Genomic DNA, 20,020 nt, shown 5'->3' on the forward strand with positions numbered 1-20,020 from the left:
GACAAGGGACCTGTCTCCTTACCTTTTAGTATATGTTACTGATAGATATATGGGAGTATAAAAACAATTAGTATCGCTCTGTCACGAGTTTAATGATGGTGATGCATTTTGGAAGAATTCGTGATTTCAAATCCTGCTTGCGGCACATAGAAATACTTGATCCAAACCCCATCTAAAAACGGTTCCCTTTTATCAAGTAAAACATCAATGCCTTTGTCTGTTTTCACAATTTCATCATGGTCCGTGGGCGTATCAAGTTTTACATCATAATGGGCATGGTCCCCATGGTCCAATGTAACGTAGACACGAACCATTTTCCCTTCAGCCTCTTCACTTTCCAACATTTGTTTCAGCACTTTAGCAGCATTTCGATTAATTTTGCAGTTCATATCATTGTCTCCTATTCTCTTTTTAATTAAGGAATCCTGTAAACAACCTCATAACCTGATCTCACGGTTTCATCCATATTCAATGCCTTAGAAAAATCATCAAGAAGTTTTCCTTGCTGATGTCCTCCTTTTCACCTTTCGCTTTTTGTAATTTCTGCCAGAAGCTCGTATGAATGCAGGCGAGCTTTGTGGTCGTAAACTTGGGCAATAGCCATGATTTCATCAGCCTGGCTCTCTTCCAAAAATGTATGCAGCTTGTCCTTTATCGTATGCTGGCTGCCAACAATCGATGAGCCTAATTGCTGCTCAAGAGCCTTTAATTGGTAGCTGCTAGCCACTTCGGATATGTCATCTACCGGTGGTTGAAGCGGTGTAAGGTTGCCGCTCATCAGATTCAAAAATTGCTGCTGCAGGGTTGTGAAAAGGAGTTTTGCCTCTTTATCCGTTTCTGCTGCAATGATATTCAATGCCACCATCGCATACGGCTTATCGAGAACATTCGAAGGCTTAAACGCCTTGCGATAGATCTGTAGAGCACCTAGCGTGTTAAGTGGCGAGAAATGGGCGGCAAACGCGAATGGCAAACCCAGTTCTCCGGCCAGCTGCGCACTGAAGCCGCTTGAACCCAACAGCCAGATTGGAATATTCAAACCTTCACCTGGAATCGCTTTTATAGGGTTTCCTTGGGCCAAGGATGGATCAAAGTAACCGCGGAGTTCCGCTAATTGCTCAGGAAAGTCATCTCCGGTACTTCTCAAGTCGCGTCTCAATGCACGAGCGGTCCCCTGATCTGTACCGGGTGCCCGCCCCAGACCAAGGTCAATTCGCCCAGGATATAAGGATTCAAGAGTGCCAAACTGCTCAGCGATGACGAGCGGAGCATGATTCGGCAGCATGATTCCTCCTGAACCAATCCGGATTTGTGATGTACCGGCTGCCACATGGGAAATCACCACAGAAGTGGCGGAACTGGCAATAAACGGCATATTGTGGTGTTCAGCGAGCCAAAAACGGTTGTAGTCAAGTTTTTCAGCATGCTGTGCGAGTTCCAATGTATGGCGGAAAGAATCAGCAGGAGTACTTCCGGCTGTTATCGGTGAAAGATCCAGCACCGAGAATGGAATTTCGTTTAGTTTAATTGCATGTTTAGACATAAGTTGTTCATCTTCTTCCCTTATCTAATTTTATTAAATACTAATCTCCTACTGTAATTTCATGAGTCGGAAAGTAAGGCAGCACAAACTCTCCAAGCTCCTGTATCACTTCCTCGGGAGGGCGCTTTGAAAAATACAATACAAAAGCCAGGTGATTGACACCAACGGATTGAAATTGATATAAAATTTCTAATAACTGTTTGCGCCCTACACGAAATCCTAAAGGAATCGGAACAGGTAACGCATCGGGATTTTCCGATAAATCGATAAATAAAGTCTGAGTAAAAGGTTTAAACACTCCTGGGGCGTGAATTTCCGACATCTCACGATACTCGCTAATCAATTGAGTTTGTTGTGGGATAATCCTCGGATAATTGATCCAGCCGTCCCCATTCTGGGCGATCCATTCAATCGATTGATTACTGAATCCTGTCACCATGGTCGGAATCGAAGAAAAAGGCTTGGGGATCATTCTCATATCCCTTCCATCGATGACGCCAAAATCGCTGTTGATTGTCGGACTGTCCTCCTTTAATAGCCGTTCAAGGAATGCATAATTCTTCTTAAACAACCCTCCACTTTCGAGCTTTGATATTCCCAAAGCTGTGAAATCTTTATCCCGGTCTCCTGAAGCCACTCCCATGATCAGCCGTTCGGGAAACAACCGGTCAATAGATGATGCTTCCTTTGCAACTCTGACAGGATGGCGCAGAGGGAGGACCACACTAGCCGTCCCAAGTGCAATATCCTTGGTATGGGCCGCAAGATAGGTCAAATAAATCCATACATCATACATTTGACCATTATCATCAATATTCAAATTCTGAATCGTAACGTCCCGAAGCCACAATGCCGCGAAACCATGGTCTTCAATTTTGCGGGCAAGTGACAGCTGATTTTCCATAATCGGATATTTGGACATCCTTGCCGTCGGAATCGCGAAACCAAGCGTCATTTTATCCTTTTGGTACAATCTGTTATATGCTCGATGCTGTAATAAACTCACTACAATTCTCCTTAAATTTGTGTACCAATGTATTTTTCGAACTTTCTAATCGTCTCCTCATTACGGCGATAATACGTCCATTGTCCGATTCGCTTTATTTCAACAAGTCCGCTTTGCAGCAGAATCGATAAATACTGTGAAGTAGTGGATTGCGAAATCCCCGCCTTGCTTCGGATATCCCCTACGCAAACCCCGCCTTTAAATCCTTCATCAGCAATAATATGGGCTTGCGGTGAAAAATGACTGTGGGGATCTTTTAACATTTGAAGAATGCTCACCCTCGTCTGGTTCGACAATGCCTTAAAAATTTCAACGGCTTGTTCATCATTTAAGCGTTCCAATTCCTGCTTCAATGTCATTTGCCTCTTTCTATATCTATTATCACTATCCCAATGGAAGCTAGATTGATCATCTGAAAGCATCATGCCAAATCGGTAATTACCGATATAAATATATTAGCCATCTGGTCCCTCTAATTCAAATGATTTGTTTCGAAGGAGATACGGCGAAAAGCTCCCATCATAAAAAAGACCACTAAAAAAACTGCAAATAACAGGTTTTTTCGACGTTTCCGCCACTCCATCTTTGAACTTATTCCATTATTTTCAGCTTATACACTTCTCAATTTGATGCAAAGTATCCACAGATGCACCAACATGATCAAAATGCCCGTGCGTCAGAATGATCGCATTGGGACGGCTGTATGGACCAAACCTTTCTTCCACCACAGAAAGTATCTCATCGGCCGATTCCGGCATCCCCGTATCATTCAGCACCCACCCATCCTTTTGCTCCGGGCTGCCGTAAAGACATATATTCACCACCTGATTGGTGTAATAATTCAGGTCCCTTGCCACTTCTTCTCCTGTATGAGCCGGAATCGATGTGACAGGAATAAATTTATTGTCCCTGCTGTAGTTCATTCCGTTTTCCAACTGTGAACACCTCTGTTCATTCGGTCTGTTGAGTACCTTGGATAGTATTTGTTAAGGGGGAGGAAGATAAACATCAATTCGGAAGATAAAAACCCCGACGAACCTTGGTGAATAAAGGTTCGTCGGGGTTTGAAGAAATATTATTTTTCACAGCTTTAAGTAGTGTTAAATGGTATTCTTATTTTAGAATTACTCTCCCCTCTCACAAATGATGATTAACCCGGGGATGATTCGGCTCTCTTTCTCTAAAGATCTGGATAAATTCTACTAATCCCTCGACAGCTGCGTTCATTAATCTTTCTCCTTTTTCTCTCGTCGCCTGTGTAGGGTCACCTAGTGTTCCCGTTTCAGAGATGGAGCTCCAGTAGGGCACCATGACGACTGGTCTGCCTTCTCCTTTTCCAACCAGGTCTAGCCAGAAGTATTTGGACATTTGGTATTTGTCGATGTCGCGCACTGCTTTGTCCATTTGTACCAAATCTTCTTTTATTGCGAGGTACATCGATGTTTCCAGCTCGCAGGCGTGGTTGATTCCGCCGGGGCTTTCGGAGTCACGGATCTGCTCGGTTAGCTGGACGACGGGCTCAAGGTCCCAATGAGAGATGGAGGTACATTGCACATCTGGATAATGTAACATCGTCTGTCTTGCCGCTACTTTTAGGAGCGAAACATTACTGCCATGGCCATTCATCAGTAAAATCTTCTTAAAGCCTTGGTGGGCCAGGCTGTTGCAGACGTCGACGACATAGTTAATGAACGTTTCACTGCTGATGGAAATCACGCCTGGAAAGTCCATTTGGTGGGGGGCGTACCCATGGTTGATGGGAGGGATGATGACCATGCTTTCCGGTGATTTCGCTCCAGCGCGATAGCAGATTTCGGATGCAAGGACGAGATCGGTATCTATTGGTAGATGGTGGCCATGCTCTTCAATCATGGCAACGGGGACGACCGCTACTCGTTCTTCTTTTACCGCTTCCTTTACCTCCGGCCACGTCATTTCTCCAAAAAGATGTTTTTTTGTCATTTCGAAAAAACCCTTCTTTCCTTATTGGTATAGCTCTTGCCTAGCTTAAATCTTCTTTGGTGGAAGCTTCTAACAGTCATTTTTACTTTTCTGTTTACTGTCTTGCTTCTCGACTTCTCTTATGTTGGAATACGTGAACCGTCCAGAGACATAAACTCTTCTTTTATTTTTTGCTGCAGTTCCTTGCTTTGAATCACCTTCCAGCACGTGTGGGCCATTGTTTTTCCTGCCAGCACCATCATGTCATAGGCTTGAGGCGTGTTGCACATATCTGCAAATTCCTTTGTGTGGCCCGGGACAAGCTTATCTGTCAAGGATAAAACCGGATGGATCGAGGGAACCTTCAGGCTCACATTGCCCATGTCGATGGAGCCCATTCCTTCGTGATGCTTTGACCTATCCACATACTCAAATGCATCTAGACTTTCCTGATACAAGTCTACCAACGTTTGATTACTCACCATCGCTGCATACGGGTGACCAATTTCGTTGATTTCGACCTCCGTTCCACTCATAAGGGCGGCACCCTTTGCAATGTTTAGGACCTGCTCGCAGACCTCTTCTAAATAATCGTTATCAACCGAGCGAACACAAAATTCTGCAACTGCCCGATGAGGGACGATGTTCGTTGCTTTTCCACCTTCCTTGATGATGCCATGAATTCGTACATCCGGTTTCACATGCTGGCGTAACGCATTCACACCACTGAACAGGTGAAGCACGCCATCCAGCGCATTTTTTCCTAGCCACGGTTCCGACGCAGCGTGGGCATTTTCCCCGTGAAAGATAAAGTCATAGCTATGAAACGCCAGCGATTTGACGTCGATAATCGTGGAATATCCCGGGTGGAACATCATCGCGATATCAACGCCTTCAAACGCACCTTCATTGATTAGATCGATTTTCCCGCCGACCCCTTCTTCATCATGCGTACCGATAACGGTCACTTCAAAAGGTTCATCCACCTCCAGCTTGGCCAGTGCCAATCCGGCTGCTGCACTGGCAACACCAATGAGATGGTGACCACAGGCATGGCCCACATCTGGCAGGGCATCGTATTCCGCGCAGAACGCGATATGTGGACCGCCCTCTCCTTTTTTCATATTGGCGATAAACGCTGTATCGAAAGGTCCAACTCCTCGTTGAACGGTGAAACCTTTTTGCTCTAAATAATCACATAAGGCTTTGGAGGATTTAAATTCTTCTCCTCCCAGCTCCGGATTTTGCTGGATATATTGACTTAAGGCTACTAAGCCTTCTTTTTCCCGTTCCAGGATCGCATCTATTTGTTCTTTTGCCATCATCCTTCACTCCTTACATCAGCTTCTCTGCAAAATGGCAGGCTGCAAAATGGTTCTCGCTGTATTCGACTAATGTCGGTTCCTCCACCTTGCATTTTTCCTCCGCAAACGGGCATCTTGTATGGAACCGGCATCCGCTTGGGACATTGCTCGGGTTTGGTGTTTCGCCTTTCAGGATCATCCGCTTCCGTTTTTCACCGGACACTTTTGGTTTCGGCATGACATTGATCAATGCTTTGGTGTAAGGATGGAGACTGGATGAGATCACTTTATCGACTTCGCCAATCTCGACGATTTTTCCTAAATACATGATCGCGATCCGGTCGGAAATCAACCATGCCAGGGAGATATCATGGGTAATGAATAAGTAGGAAATACCTTTTTTATCACGTAAATCCACCATCAACCTTAATATATCGGCCCGGACAGAAACGTCCAGCATGGATACCGGTTCATCTGCCACAATAAATTGCGGGTTCAAGATCAGTGCTGCTGCAATGACGACTCTTTGGCGCTGCCCTCCGCTTAATTCATGGGGATAGCGGAAAAGATACTGTTCCGCCGGCCTTAACCCGGCCCACTCCAACGCCTCAATCACTTTTTCCTTTTTGTGTTGTTCATTTTTTATCTGTCCATTTATTTCTAATGGCTCTGCCACGATGTCGATAATCAAAAATTTCGAGTTCAGGGACTCATAGGGGTCCTGGAAAATCATCTGTGCTTTTTGGCGGAATGCTTGTAGCTGCTTTTTATCCTTTTGATGGATCGGCGTACCATCATAGGTAATTTCCCCTTGGACATTGTCGAGCAACTGCAGGATGGCCTTCCCCGTTGTGGTTTTCCCACTGCCACTTTCGCCAACGAGTGAGAGGATTTCCCCTTTGTTGATTTCTAAATCGATGCCATCAACAGCTTTCACACGTTTCTTTTCCTTCGCAAGGATTCCTTTTATAAAGCCACTCTGTAAATCGAAGCTGACGCGCATATCGTTTGTTTTGATGAGACTGTCCATCCTACTCCCCCCTTAAGTGACAGGCAACATAATGGTCTTTTGCAATTTCTCTAAGCGTTGGAGCGGTCTTCTTGCACTCCTCCGTTGCTTGCTCGCATCTTGGATGAAAATAGCACCCTGTTGGTGGGTTGATTAAATCTGGTGGAGATCCAGGAATCGATTCGGTCATTTCCCGTTTTCCATGAATGTCGGGGAACGCTTTGACCAGCTTTTGCGTGTAAGGATGCGAGCTGTGATTGATCACGTTCTCCACCGTTCCCGTCTCCACGATTTTCCCGGCATACATCACCACCGCCTTGTCACAGGTTTCTGCCATAACGGACAGGTCATGTGTGATGAGAATCAGGGACATTCCGAGCTCTTGACGTAATTTTTCGAGTAACTCTAAGATTTGCGCTTGAACCATCACGTCCAACGCGGTAGTTGGCTCGTCGCCTATCAATATTTTCGGGTCACATGCAAGTGCCATCGCAATCATGACACGTTGCTTCATTCCCCCACTAAATTCATGGGGGTATTGATCAATTCTCTCGGGATCGATTTCGACTAATTCCATCAGACCCTTGGCTTTTTTCCTTGCTGCCTTATAATCCAGTTTGTTGTGATACATCATGACATCGGTGAGTTGCTCCCCGATTTTTTTTACTGGATTCAAGGCATTCATGGCCCCTTGAAAGGCGATCGAAATTTCGTTCCAGCGATATCTCCTGATTTGATTGGAATTCAACTCTACTAAATTTTTTCCGTTATAATGTATTTCCCCACCTGCAATTGTCCCTTCCTCCGGCAACAGGCTGGTGATCGATAAAGCGGTTGTTGTTTTCCCACAGCCGGATTCCCCAACAAGGCCGATCGCTTCGCCTTCTTCCAATGTGAAACTGACATCATCAACCGCTTTGACGATTCCTTCTTTTGTATGAAAATAGGTTTTTAGGTTTTTTACTTCTAGAAGACTCATCATCTATCTCCTTTTTAGCTTTGGGTTCAAAATTTCATCAAAGGCATACCCGATAAAGGTAAAGCCAAGTACAACAAGCACCACACATAATCCCGGCGCCATTAAGTACCAGTACGCGCCAAGGCTTGCTGCCCCCGATTCAAAGGCATAGTGCAGCATCATGCCCCAGCTTGGCTGTGTCGTATCCCCCATCCCTAAGAAGCTCAGGGTTGTTTCGGATAAAATCGCGACCGCAGAAACAAGGACGGTATTAGCAAAAATGAGGGGAAATACATTCGGTAAAATATGTTTTCTCATAATATAAAAGTTATTGGCACCAATGGAACGTGCCCGCTCGATGAACTGCCTTTCTTTGATGGAAAGGGTCTGGGAACGCACAATCCTGGCAGTTCCCGGCCAGCTCGTCAAGCCAATGACAAATATGATGTTCCATAAGCTTGCTCCGAGGATCGCAGTTAAGACGAGAGCCAGTGGCAACCACGGCAATACCAAAAATACATCTGTCAATCTCATTAACAAGGTATCTACTTTGCGCCCATAGTAGCCGGAAGCAATCCCCACCACCGTTCCAACAAACATCGAAATTAAGGTAGAGATGAATCCGACCATAATCGAGATTCTTGCGCCTAATATGACGCCTCCTAACACATCTCTGCCAAGGTCATCGGTTCCTAGCAAGTTATCCCAGGTAGGTGGACTTAACACGTCCGCTACCCCATATTCTTTTGGGTCATAGTCGGTTAAAAGCGGGCCAAATATCGCTATCAGCACGAAGAAACCTAGAATGATTGCCCCTGTGTACCCCATTTTGTTCCGTATAAATGTTCCGAGAAATTCTGTTGTTTTCTTTGCAGCAATTGAATGTTTTTGTTCCATCTTCCTTCACCCTAGGCTTTATTATTTATTCGTGGATCCAGGTAACCATATATGATATCCGCACAAAGATTTGCAAGCACCACACATACACTGACGATCAGGAAAATCCCCTGTAATAATGGATAATCTCTGTTGTTCAATGCCTCATACATCAAGCGCCCCAAGCCTGGCCATGAAAATACCGTTTCAATTTGAATGGCGCCTGCAATCATAAATCCGATGTTGATTGCGATGATGGTCACCATTGGGAGCATCGCATTCGGTAGCGCATGTCTTCTAATAATTAATTTTTCGGAGAACCCTTTTGCTTTTGCAGTAGTAATATAGTCCTCGGTCAATACCTCGAGTAATGAATTACGCATGATTAAGACGAATTGCCCTATTAAGACAAGGGCCAAAGTCAAGGTTGGTAAAAATAAGTGTTTGGACACATCCAGTGTCTTCTCAAAGGAATTGGCAAATACCGCACCTGCTGTATTCATCCCGCTTGTTGGAAATAGATTCAATGTGACGCTGAAAAAGACAATCAGCATGATTCCAAGCCAAAATGTGGGCATTGAGTAAGTAATAAGAGAAAAGGTCAGGGAGATAATATCAATCTTTTTGCCACGTTTAGACGCGGCAACAATTCCGATGAACATGCCAACGATGATTGCGACGATGGTGGATAATCCAACTAATAAAAGGGTCGGAATCAGCTTTTCACCAATGACTTGAATGACCGGCTCCTTTGTCATAAAGGACATTCCCAGATCACCTTGGGCCAGCTGCTTAAAATAAAGCCACAGCTGGACATACATTGGCTGGTCGACCCCAAATAACACTTTAATTTTTTCAATCGCTTCCTCTGATGCATTCGGGTTTCGAACGATCATGGCTAGCGGGTCTCCCGGCATGACGCGAAATAGAAAGAAGTTAATGATTAACACGAGAAAAATCGTAACCATAGATTGAAAGAGTTTTTTGATCAGAAAGTATTTATTCATTGTTTTCACCTTCGCCTTTGTAATAAAGGGCAAGGTAGGATCGCACTTTGCCCTTTACTTTTCTTACATATCGTCGTCTATAGAAACATCTTTTTTCTTGCGTTTCGCGATGAATATTCCCGTCATGATCACGGCTGCAACGATTACAACAGCAATGACAGATCCAGAGGAACTAGAAGCTTTTTCATCTCCTGTTGTATTCGCTGCTGTTGCTTCGGTGCCATCTTCCGTGTCAGCTGCTGCTTCACCTGCAGATGCCAGTTTTACATTTAAATAGTTTTCGTGGTTGAACGAATAGAAGTACACACCTGCTACCTTAGTCCAACCTTCCCATTTCTCGGTATTCACCGCTTGAAGGGCATTATCATACAAAAGGATGATATATGGTGCATCCTCATATAAAATTTCTTGCATCTGATGGACGACTTTTTGTCTTTCATCTTTATCAATGATGGTCATTTGTTCTGCGAGAAGCTTATCGTATTCCTCGTTGGAATAGTAAGAATCGCTTAAGTTACCAATTTGTTCAGAGGACATGACATTCAAAATGGTTGTTGGGTCTGCATCTGTTCCCCAGCCCCAGATGAACATATCAAAATCGGCATTATCATAGATTCGGTCTACAAGCAGCCCATCATCGACTGTTTCGAGCTTCACACCAATTCCCACTTCTTCCAGCATGCTGCTGATCATTTCACCAGCGCGGACCTCTTCGGATGTTTTCGAACGAACCATCAGCTCAAATTCCAATGGTTCCCCATCTGCTTCCCGGATTCCATCTCCATCTTTGTCGGTAAAACCGGCATTATCCAAGATTTCCTTTGCTTTTGCCGGGTCAAAGGAGCGTAGGTTCTCCGGTTTGTAATGCCAGAAGTCTAAACTCGGAGGAATTAACGTCGACCCGGCTGCTGCTTGACCGGCATAGGCCACATCAATGATCTTTTGCTTATCCATCGCATAGCTCATCGCGTGACGAATGTCTTCATTTCGCAGTAGTGGATTTCCTTTTGAATTTTCATCAGGCCAAGTATTGATGGAAAGCTCCGTAAACCCGTGTGTGGTGGCTGAAACAACCTCCATGCCTTCCTCTGCATCCAGCACTTTCACTTGGTTTGCACCAATATTAATGGCTGCATCAATCTCGCCAATTTTTAACGATTGCGTCAAAGTGTCCGTGTTTGCATAGAGAACGAACACAAGGTTATCAACGTTGGCCGGCTTGTAAAAGTAGTCTTGGTTTTTTTCCAGCTTAATGAACTCATCTTTTTTGAATTCACTAAACTTGAAGGCACCAGTTCCAATTGGGTTTTCATTTGGCCATGTTTCAAGCTCTTCCATCGAGATATCTTCCCAGATGTGCTTTGGTAAAATCGGGGTCGTGCTTTGCAGCATGTTCGCTTTCGGGTCCTCTGTTTTGATGACAACCGTATGCTCATCCGGCGTTTCAATGGATGTGATGCCATCTAAGTACCCTGCGTATAAGCCTAAGCCACTTTCTTGTAAGGTTTCATAGGTGAACTTAACGTCTGCAGAAGTAAACGGCATACCATCATGCCATTTGACTCCTTCTTGCAGATTGAACGTCCAAGTTAAATTATCATCACTTACCTGCCAGTCCTTTGCCAATCTTCCTACCGGCTCTACATCATTATCAAAGGCAACTAATGGATCATAGATTAACTTAAAGATTTCAGTCGCGGAAATGGTCCACGCTACAAACGGACTAAGACTATCAGCCTCTGCCGTCCATCCAATTTTCAATGTCGTGGGATCCTCCGCATTCGCCTGGTTCATCGGTAGTACCAGGTAACTGAACACTAACATGACCGTTAACAATATACTCCCTAGCTTTTTCATCCTTTTTTCCCCCTATTTGTTTATTGAAAGCTGCTTTCGCATCATACGAAAAGAGCCTTACTTCACACCAGATTCTGTTACGAACAACTTTTTATTGGTCGCATCCAGATAAGCATTTACACCCATCGGCAGGGTTGCGAGGTCTTTCGTATGCCCGATTGAGAGTCCATGTATCGCTGGGATTCCTAATGGTTCAATGAAGTCATACAGAATATCCTCCAAACTAAACGTCACGTGGAAGCCCGGATCCATTTTTTTCGGCTCACACAGTGTGCATTCTCCTATGACAATTCCCGCAGCCTCTTGCAGTTTCCCGGCATTAAGGAGGTGAGTGAACATATGGTCGATATTCCACGGCTCCGCCCAAACTTCTTCGAGAAAGAGAATTTTCCCTTTCGTATCGATCTCGTATGGCGTGCCTAGTGACGCACAAACTAGAGTAAGGTTTCCTCCTACCAGCTCTCCTTCTGCCTCCCCCTTGTTAATCCGATTGATCCACTTTTTTTCATTCGCTTTGCGGATTTCTCCAATTGGATCCGTTTCCATTAATGCTTTAAATAGAAACTCTTTTCGATAATCGGTCAGGTCCTCTGCGTTAAAGCCCGCCATACCCGGACCATGAAACGAAACTAAGCCTGTATATTTTTGAATCGCAAGGTGAATGGAAGTGATGTCACTATAACCAATGAAAATCTTTGGATTGTTTCTTACAAGATCAAAGTCTATGTATCTCAGCATTCTCGCTGAACCATAACCACCCTGTGTTACAAAGACGGCATCGACCTGATCGTTCCTGAACATCTCATTGAAATCATGTGCCCGTTCTTGGTCCGTTCCCGCTAAATACTCATGCTTGTTATGAACATTGTCCCCGACCACAACACGGAAGCCCCACTCCTCGAGCGTCTCGATGCCGCGTATGATATCGCTCCGATTGTAGTGGGGACTCGCGGGAGCCACAATCCCAATCGTATCCCCTTTCTCAAGCCGTTTCGGTTTGATTTTTTCCATAAGTGAATCTCCCTCCTATTTGGTGTTAATCTAGTAAACTTTTTTGTAGCCCAAATCCCGTGAGATTTCCTCTGCGGCAAGGAGTAGCGCTTTAATGTATTGGGGCCGTTTGTCTTCGGTGAAAAAGTGTTCCGGCCCAGTAATCGCAATACCCGCTTCGAGCTTCCCTTCATAGTTAAAGATGGGGGCAGCATAGGCAACTGCACCTAATTGCAGTTCTCCTTCTGATTTTGCATATCCATGCTGTCGAATGGATTCAATGTCGTGTTTCAGCTCTTGTCTTTGTGAGATGGTGATCGGTGTAAAGGTTTTAAACGTGTCCGATAATCGATCAAACTCTCTTTCCGGTAAATAGGCCAAAATCAATTTAGACAAGGCACCTGCATAGATTGGCAGCTTTTGCCCTACCTTAATTTCAAAGCCAAAGTTATGGAATGACTCGATGTTGACCAAGCACAGTGCTTCCCCATCGTCATAAACGCTTAAATTCACATTCATCTCCGTCGTTTTTGCTAGTCTTTGCAAATAGGGAGAAGCCTTTTGCACAAGGTCAAGGCCTTGAATTAGGATGCCTGCAATCCGGACAAACTGCATCCCCGGACGAAACTTCCCTGATATTTCATCCTGCTCCAAGTATCCTCTCTGTAGAAGCGACTGCACGTTTCTATGTACTGTTGTTAATGGTAGTCCTGCTTTTTTTGAAATGTCCACTAACGTAAGCTCACGCTCTCTCAGGGAAAATGTCTCGATAATATCGAGCGCTCGATCCACAGCTCTCACGCCTGTTTTATTTTTATCAACTGATTGTGTCATTTAGATCCCTCCTTTCAAGGCTGTATGGGGATGCAACCGGCATATTTCCACAGAATGGAAACCTGTTTCCGTTTATATGTTATAAAAATTTTATTCTGTCCCCAGAATAAGCAGTACTGTTTTTTAAATATTTTATATATTCAGAACATACCAGAGTGCAAAATGCTCCCTTGTTTCAATACAAGATCACGTATTCTTCCGTGAGAGTGAATCCCAATTCTTGATAAAAGGAATGCAGATGCGGGAGTGTTGCATCGTAGAATAAAAACGGTGTTTTGTTTTTCTTATATAAGTGATTCGCTAAGGCGCTTGTGCATGCATAGCCATACCCTTTTCCACGAGAATCATCATCTGTGTAGATTCCACCTATTAAGGCATATTGAGATGTTTCGGAATGTGCCAGTGCAATGGAAACAACCTTATTTCCTTCTTTAAAGATAAAAGCCGATCCATTCTTGATGATGTTAGGCAGCCGTTCAGGAATTTCAATCATTATTTCTTTGTCGGCATAAAAATCAGTAATGGCATGAATATCTTCAAGTGTTGCCTGGATGACCGGTGAGATAGTTGGTAATGGAGAGTCATTGCTTCTATTTAGGTATCCGTACCAATAGGGATACGTTTTTCGATTCGGTATGTCGCCCAGCTGCGAAAGTATATCCGCTCGGCCATATAAATAAGTGGATGAAATTTGTTCAATATGTTTCTTGAGGAGTGAAATGTAGTGTTTATCGTTATGGATTAGGGAGATTCCAGTATTTAATGGGCTAAAATACTGTACGGCTACAAGTTGGCGGTTGTCGTAATAACCAAAAAATCCAAATCTATCATTATCGCTTTGTAAATACTCCAGATACTCATAAAACTGTAAATTGTTCCTTCGATCTTTCGCGAGCATTTCTAATAGTTCCTGTTGATCTTGTGTATTCAATACCCTTTTTTCAAAGATGGCCCATCACTCCTGATTCCCATTTCCTAGTTTCCGTTAGGTGGAAATATGTTTCCGTTTTTCTGTTATTTGTAATTATACATACATTCGCATTCTATTTCAAATATTCTGTTAACTTTAGTCGTCGATAAGGCTGTATTTCGGGAATTTCTATGAGGGGTTAACCCTTGGGCTTATAGGGTTTTGTAGGGAAAAAACTTTTGGAGAATTTTTTTTATTTTTTATTCGATTGAATTTGATAATGTGAAAGCTGAGCCATCCTTTATTTGCTCATTCGGTCTGTTGAGTACGTTGGATGGCAATTGTTAAAGGAGAAAAGGATAACCGTCCTTTAGAGGGAAAAACCCCGACCAACCTTTTGGGTATGGGTTGTCAGGGTTTGAAAAAATATTATTTAATACATAAGTAGAGTATATGACGCAAAAAGGCAATGCAACTCACTTGCTCATCCATTTATCTGGGACGAGGGAACTGCCCCTCTGTCCGCACCTTTGTCGGTGGTAGAGAAAGCGTAACCGTGGTGCCTTCTTTCACCTTTGATGTAATTTGGATGTCTCCGTCATGGGCCTGGATGATTTCTTTGACGATGGATAAACCAAGGCCCGTTCCTCCAATTCTTCTGAGGTCGGAATTGTCTACCCGATAAAATTTGGTAAAGAGATGCTGTATGGCATCATTAGGTATTCCAATTCCATTGTCCTTTATGTCTACTTGTACCATATGATCGTGAGAGACTGTGATATGGATTTCCCCACCATCAGGAGAGTATTTGATCGCGTTGCTCACTAAATTAGTCATTACCTGCAACAGCTTTTCTCGGTCTCCTTCCACTTTCGTTTGTTCTGTCAACACGTGAAGTTGGATAGGGTGAGTGGCAGCGTTGACTTGGAAAACCTCACTGACCTCTTCAATGATACTTACTATATCCTCTTCCCGTTTGTGATAGAGCTGTTTCCCTGCTTCCATTTTCTGAACGTCCAAAAAGTCATTGATCAGAGCAGTCAGACGCTTGGCCTCTTGGTAAATGGTTGTCAAGTATGTCTTTTTCCGATCCTCAGATAGCTCTTTATATAGCATCCGCTCTGTAAAACCTAGCACGCTTGCCAACGGTGTCCGCAATTCATGACTAACCGTACTGACAAACTCCGATTTCATTCGATCGATTTCGTACTCTTTGGTGATATCCCGGAACACCAGGATATATCCGTAGCTCAAGTCTTGTCTGGACACCTTTTCCTTATACATTTTCATGACGCATGCACCATGTTTTTGCTTTAATTCAAAGGTGATGGTGGTGTCGTCTGCTTCCTGCGTGTTAAAAGTCTGGAGAAGGTCAGATTGGAGCTTCTCTTTATTTTCTGCCATTTCTATCAATACTGTTGTCCATTCTTCAAAAGATAAATGCAAGAGACGTTTAGGATTAGGGAAATCCATGATTGCACACATTTTCGTGTTGGGTTGGAGGATACTGCCCCTCTCGTCTACGAGTAAGACTCCCTCTTGGATGGTGTTCAGGATGTCTTGATAAAAAAGGCGATTTTCCTCTGAATCCTCATAAAGATCCACTTTCTCCAACGCCATGCTGACCTGCTTGGCCAAGGCTTCTCCTGTTTCCAACTCCCTTTCTGAAAAAGGAACATCGTATCTAGTAAACTGCATGTAAGCTGACAAGGCACCATTCGATGTAATGACAGGGATAAACAAATCAAAGGCGAGCATGTCCTTAGAGTGGTACGTACTCTCCATCTTTTCGCTTTTTCTACTAACGGTAAAAGCTTTTTGTTTTTCTTTTAACTGCTGCAGGAATACGTTGTTTTCTTCCTCCCTCATCGCTTCTACTGCCGCTTCCGAGAGGCCAATGGAAGCAGCCGGTTTCTTCTCATCTAATCTCATGAAAATACCGACATTGGCATGAAAGACCTTTCCCATATTCCTTACCACATTCTCGAGAAGTTTTCCTAGGCTTAATGTCTCGGCCATTTCATGTATGAAGGTGTTTCTTATCCCTAATTGTTCATTATTTTCTTCAATCATGGATAAGGTTTCTTGCAACTGATCCTGTTGCGCCTGCAATTCGTCCTGCTGGGCCATTAACTCCTCGTTTTGCCCCATCAGTTCTTCTTCTTTTGATTGTAAGGTATTGACCATTGTATTAAATGCATTGGATAATACGGCAATTTCATCAGATCCATTTTGGTATGACGGCAGTTTCGTGAGTCTACCACTTGTGATATCATCTGCTGCTTCTGCTAGTTCCCGCAGTGGTCTTCCTACCTTTTTGATGAGTATCCATGTGATGGTAAATAAAAGGGAAATCACTAGAAGAAAGTACAAGGCGAACAACAACTGACTTGCTTGCAGTTTTTCGGACATTATATCCACATTGTTTTCCATTTCCCGATCTACTTCATATCGATACTCTTTCATATAATCCATAAAAGACAAAATCCGTTGAGAGGTACCTTGGTTAAACAGATAGTCCTGAAGCTCTGCCATTTCCCCTTCATCAAACAGGTTCTCTACTCTTGGCAGATAGATGGTGAAATAGAACTGGTGAAAATCTGATACTTCATCAACAAACTGTTCATCATCTCCACCTTCCACCATTTGCCCCAACCTATCAATATCTCTTTTGATGGCACTATCATACCCTTTTGCCTCTTCCAGCATTGCTTCATTGGAAAAAGCGACATAGCCACGATATTGCAAGAAAGAACGATTCATATTATCATCAATTGACTGAATGAGATCTTTCTTCTGTACCAGCTGCTCTTTCCTGTCAATAAATTGATTAGACAAGGAAAACTCATACACTAATAGAGTAATGATACCCGTGATTAAAACCAGAAAAAAGATTCCGTTTATGAGTAAAAATTGCCTTGAAATACTATTCTTATTTTTCATCTAATAAAGCCTCTACTTTTTTCGCAAGCTCCATGGGACTAAACGGTTTGGACATAAATCCTGAAGCACCGGAGGCGAGAACTTCCTCGCGGACAGCCTGTTGACTTTTTGCTGTCAGGATAAGAACAGGCGGAAAGTGCTTGAGCTTCATGGTTTTCATCCGTGTTAATACTTCCAATCCTGTGTACACTGGCATCATATAATCCAGGATGATTAAATCGAATGCTTCTGTCGTTTCCAATCTCTCCACTGCTTCTTGCCCACTGCATGCCTCCACGACATGATGTCCCTCATCCTCCAATGTATCTGTTATCAGCATGCGAAGCACACTCTCATCTTCTGCAAGCAATATTTTTGCCATCTTTTATTCCCCCATTTTTTTCTGTCCATCTATTGAGAAACACCTTTACGCTGCATGTCTCCCCACCCTCTTTTCTTCCTTAAAACATCCACAATCCCCTGGCATCTCCATATTACTGTCAAAGGTCTGTACCAGAATGTTTCTGTTAGGGAATAAAAAAACAATACCGCAATATGCCTTGCCTTAGGATAGCGCTTGAGACTCCACTCTTCCATCAACACAGCCAGCATGGAAAAGATGGAGCCGTAGATAACAAAGAGCAGAACAAGCAGTAAAGCCAAATCTTTATAAACCCCGCCAATGAAATAAGATTGGATATATAGATATCCTGCCAATTCCACGACTGGCCCTAAGAATTCAATTAGAATAAAATAAGGCATCGAGACCATTCCAATCGATCCGTATTTTGGATTAAATGCCATGGACCGGTGCATCCAAAGGCTCTCTAACAGTCCCCTTTGCCACCTGTTTCTCTGTCTTTTTAAAAATATTCGTTTCTCTGGTGCCTCTGTCCAGCAAACGGGATCTGCCACATAGACGATTTTCTTGTTCGCATTTTTTTCCTTCAAATGTCGGTGTAACCGGACGACCAGTTCCATATCCTCCCCAACCGTATGAGAATATCCTCCAACCTCAATGACCCACTTTTTAGAGAACACGCCAAAGGCACCCGACACAATCAGTAGTAGATTGTGTCTGCTCAATCCGACACGTCCTACTAAAAAAGCTCGCAAGTACTCGATGACCTGCATGACGACTAGTGGATTAAGCGATAGCCCTACCTTCTTGATGGACCCGTTCTCAATATGTGAACCGTTCGCAATCCGTACACTTCCGCCTGTCGCAATAACATCTCCATCGGAATCGATGATCGGCTTCATTACTTTTAGAAAGGCATCCCTTTCCAGTATCGAGTCTCCATCCACCGAGCAAAAATAAGGATACGAGCTTACGTTTATACCCGCATTCAAAGCATCCGACTTTCCACCATTCTCTTTATCTATCACATATAAGTAGTCAATTATGGAAGACTGATAGATACCTTTCACTTCTTTGGTATCTAGCTTTTGCTTCACTATCTTCTTAATTTTATTCAGTTGAAATTCATCGATCAGCTTTTCCATCGTGTCATCTTTGGATCCATCATTAATGACAATGATTTCAAATTGCGGATATTCGATGCTGAGGAGGGACCTCACAGAGGGAATAATGCCCAACGATTCATTATAGGCTGGTACTAATATGGATAAAGGTTTCGAATAACTCACATGAAGGAGATCTTCATATGGCTCCGTATCATCCAATTGATAGTTTTTCCTGATTTGAAACAGGGCAATGATCAGCATGGCCAGGTAAAACACAATGACGATACCCATATAAGCAATGATAAACCAGCCAATCCCTTGTAAGAGAATTTCCATGATATTATTGCTCACGAATTTCTCCTCCTTTATAAAGCCATTCCTCTGCCATATCTCTCGCATAGCGGTTGGTGGAGGTTTCGTAGACGTGACGAAGCAGTTCTGTTCCTCCGTCAATGGCCAGGATCGATTTTGCGGCATTATTGCGGACATCAAAATTTGTATCACTTAGAAACTCCGTCAACACGGAAAAGCTTTCTGAAAGATTCGTCCTGCCGAGAAGCTTACTGAGCATCAGCCGCTCTTCCCATGTACTCTCAGGTGAATAAACTTGATCCATCCTTTTCAGGATCCCCGAGTACCCTAGTTCATTCATCGCCTTTAACATCCGAATTTTCATTTCTCCACTAGCACTGTTCAACTTCTCTTCAAGATATTCAAGATACTCCCTTTTCCCATCAATTCCAATCATATCGACCACCGGTAATTGAATATATTTTGGGTACTCTTTCAAACAGCTGACCATTGTGTGAAACTGGCTCTCCGTCATCACACCAAGAAGCGAACGATACATAAATTCCGAAAGACGCCACTCAGGATCTTTCAGTAAGTCTTCCCATTGAAATGTTTGAAAACGGACCAATATTTTCAACAACTGCCTTCTTTCTTCCAGAGAAAGTTTTCGAGATTGATAGGAACCGAGCAAGAAAGGAACCATCCCTCTCATTTGAAAATCCTCCATCGCATAAAGACTATTCATCCGGATACTCCAACGCCGATGAAGAAGGTTCCGTTTATAAAGCTCACTGAAGTGTGTTTCAGAAAAAATGGTGATTCGCTCCTCCACTTCATCCCCTTGAACCACATCAGCAAAGTCACTGAACAATTCCTCCAATGCTTTTAACTCCATACGACTCCAAGCTTGTTCAAGAATAGTGTTGTCATTACGATATAAATATCGAAAAACCATCTCTCTGAGCTCTTCCTTGAAATCGTCTATCTTTTGACGGTATCTATTCTGCAACAGTTTAGAAAGTAACATATAAATGAATAAAACCGATTGTACCGTAAACAAAGAGAGAATGATCATGATGACAACAGAAATAAGACTGTTTGCCAA

At 43.4% G+C, this 20,020-nt stretch carries 19 protein-coding genes; all 19 read right to left on the reverse strand.

Annotated elements, in window-relative coordinates; all coding sequences use genetic code 11:
• Window positions 1-89: 89 nt before the first annotated feature.
• Window positions 90-389 (reverse strand): iron-sulfur cluster assembly accessory protein, encoded by a 300-nt coding sequence (locus ABN702_RS17830; RefSeq protein WP_386640171.1) that lies wholly within the window; start codon window positions 387-389, stop codon window positions 90-92.
• A 131-nt stretch (window positions 390-520) separates the two neighbouring features.
• Window positions 521-1,543, reverse strand: coding sequence for an LLM class flavin-dependent oxidoreductase (locus ABN702_RS17835; protein ID WP_417898099.1), 1,023 nt, complete (start codon window positions 1,541-1,543; stop codon window positions 521-523).
• A 40-nt stretch (window positions 1,544-1,583) separates the two neighbouring features.
• Window positions 1,584-2,549 (reverse strand): TIGR03571 family LLM class oxidoreductase, encoded by a 966-nt coding sequence (locus ABN702_RS17840; RefSeq protein WP_417898100.1) that lies wholly within the window; start codon window positions 2,547-2,549, stop codon window positions 1,584-1,586.
• Between the two features lie 11 nt (window positions 2,550-2,560).
• Window positions 2,561-2,812: an ArsR/SmtB family transcription factor gene (locus ABN702_RS17845; RefSeq protein WP_417900956.1), complete on the reverse strand. Its 252-nt coding sequence runs from the start codon at window positions 2,810-2,812 to the stop codon at window positions 2,561-2,563.
• Between the two features lie 342 nt (window positions 2,813-3,154).
• Window positions 3,155-3,484, reverse strand: coding sequence for an MBL fold metallo-hydrolase (locus ABN702_RS17850; protein WP_417898101.1), 330 nt, complete (start codon window positions 3,482-3,484; stop codon window positions 3,155-3,157).
• A 202-nt stretch (window positions 3,485-3,686) separates the two neighbouring features.
• The gene (locus tag ABN702_RS17855; protein WP_417898102.1) at window positions 3,687-4,511 is read right to left on the reverse strand and encodes a creatininase family protein; all 825 of its coding nucleotides are present in this window, start codon (window positions 4,509-4,511) and stop codon (window positions 3,687-3,689) included.
• A gap of 119 nt (window positions 4,512-4,630) precedes the next feature.
• Window positions 4,631-5,815 (reverse strand): M20 family metallopeptidase, encoded by a 1,185-nt coding sequence (locus ABN702_RS17860; RefSeq protein WP_417898103.1) that lies wholly within the window; start codon window positions 5,813-5,815, stop codon window positions 4,631-4,633.
• A gap of 10 nt (window positions 5,816-5,825) precedes the next feature.
• Window positions 5,826-6,824: an ABC transporter ATP-binding protein gene (locus tag ABN702_RS17865; RefSeq protein ID WP_417898104.1), complete on the reverse strand. Its 999-nt coding sequence runs from the start codon at window positions 6,822-6,824 to the stop codon at window positions 5,826-5,828.
• 1 nt (window position 6,825) lies between these two features.
• Window positions 6,826-7,785: an ABC transporter ATP-binding protein gene (locus ABN702_RS17870; protein WP_417898105.1), complete on the reverse strand. Its 960-nt coding sequence runs from the start codon at window positions 7,783-7,785 to the stop codon at window positions 6,826-6,828.
• Window positions 7,786-8,658 (reverse strand): ABC transporter permease, encoded by an 873-nt coding sequence (locus ABN702_RS17875; protein ID WP_417898106.1) that lies wholly within the window; start codon window positions 8,656-8,658, stop codon window positions 7,786-7,788. It lies immediately after the preceding gene.
• A gap of 11 nt (window positions 8,659-8,669) precedes the next feature.
• The gene (locus tag ABN702_RS17880) at window positions 8,670-9,644 is read right to left on the reverse strand and encodes an ABC transporter permease (RefSeq protein ID WP_417898107.1); all 975 of its coding nucleotides are present in this window, start codon (window positions 9,642-9,644) and stop codon (window positions 8,670-8,672) included.
• Window positions 9,645-9,707: 63 nt separating this feature from the next.
• Window positions 9,708-11,501: an ABC transporter substrate-binding protein gene (locus ABN702_RS17885; RefSeq protein WP_417898108.1), complete on the reverse strand. Its 1,794-nt coding sequence runs from the start codon at window positions 11,499-11,501 to the stop codon at window positions 9,708-9,710.
• Window positions 11,502-11,558: 57 nt separating this feature from the next.
• Window positions 11,559-12,512: a S66 peptidase family protein gene (locus ABN702_RS17890; protein WP_417898109.1), complete on the reverse strand. Its 954-nt coding sequence runs from the start codon at window positions 12,510-12,512 to the stop codon at window positions 11,559-11,561.
• Between the two features lie 30 nt (window positions 12,513-12,542).
• Entirely contained in the window at window positions 12,543-13,325 is a 783-nt protein-coding gene (locus ABN702_RS17895) for an IclR family transcriptional regulator (protein ID WP_417898110.1), read from the reverse strand.
• Between the two features lie 175 nt (window positions 13,326-13,500).
• Window positions 13,501-14,256, reverse strand: coding sequence for a GNAT family N-acetyltransferase (locus ABN702_RS17900; RefSeq protein ID WP_417898111.1), 756 nt, complete (start codon window positions 14,254-14,256; stop codon window positions 13,501-13,503).
• A 471-nt stretch (window positions 14,257-14,727) separates the two neighbouring features.
• On the reverse strand, window positions 14,728-17,178 hold the full coding sequence (locus tag ABN702_RS17905) for an ATP-binding protein (protein WP_417898112.1): 2,451 nt from the start codon (window positions 17,176-17,178) through the stop codon (window positions 14,728-14,730).
• A complete protein-coding gene (locus ABN702_RS17910) occupies window positions 17,168-17,539 on the reverse strand; it encodes a response regulator transcription factor (protein ID WP_417898113.1) in 372 nt (123 codons plus the stop codon). Before ABN702_RS17910 ends, ABN702_RS17905 begins: the two co-directional genes overlap by 11 nt.
• A gap of 29 nt (window positions 17,540-17,568) precedes the next feature.
• Window positions 17,569-18,960, reverse strand: coding sequence for a glycosyltransferase family 2 protein (locus ABN702_RS17915; RefSeq protein ID WP_417900957.1), 1,392 nt, complete (start codon window positions 18,958-18,960; stop codon window positions 17,569-17,571).
• Window positions 18,961-18,964: 4 nt separating this feature from the next.
• Window positions 18,965-20,020 (reverse strand): HEAT repeat domain-containing protein, encoded by a 1,056-nt coding sequence (locus ABN702_RS17920; protein WP_417898114.1) that lies wholly within the window; start codon window positions 20,018-20,020, stop codon window positions 18,965-18,967.

The sequence above is a fragment of the Bacillus haimaensis genome, from assembly GCF_048270625.1.
GTDB lineage: Bacteria > Bacillota > Bacilli > Bacillales > Bacillaceae_I > Sutcliffiella_A > Sutcliffiella_A haimaensis.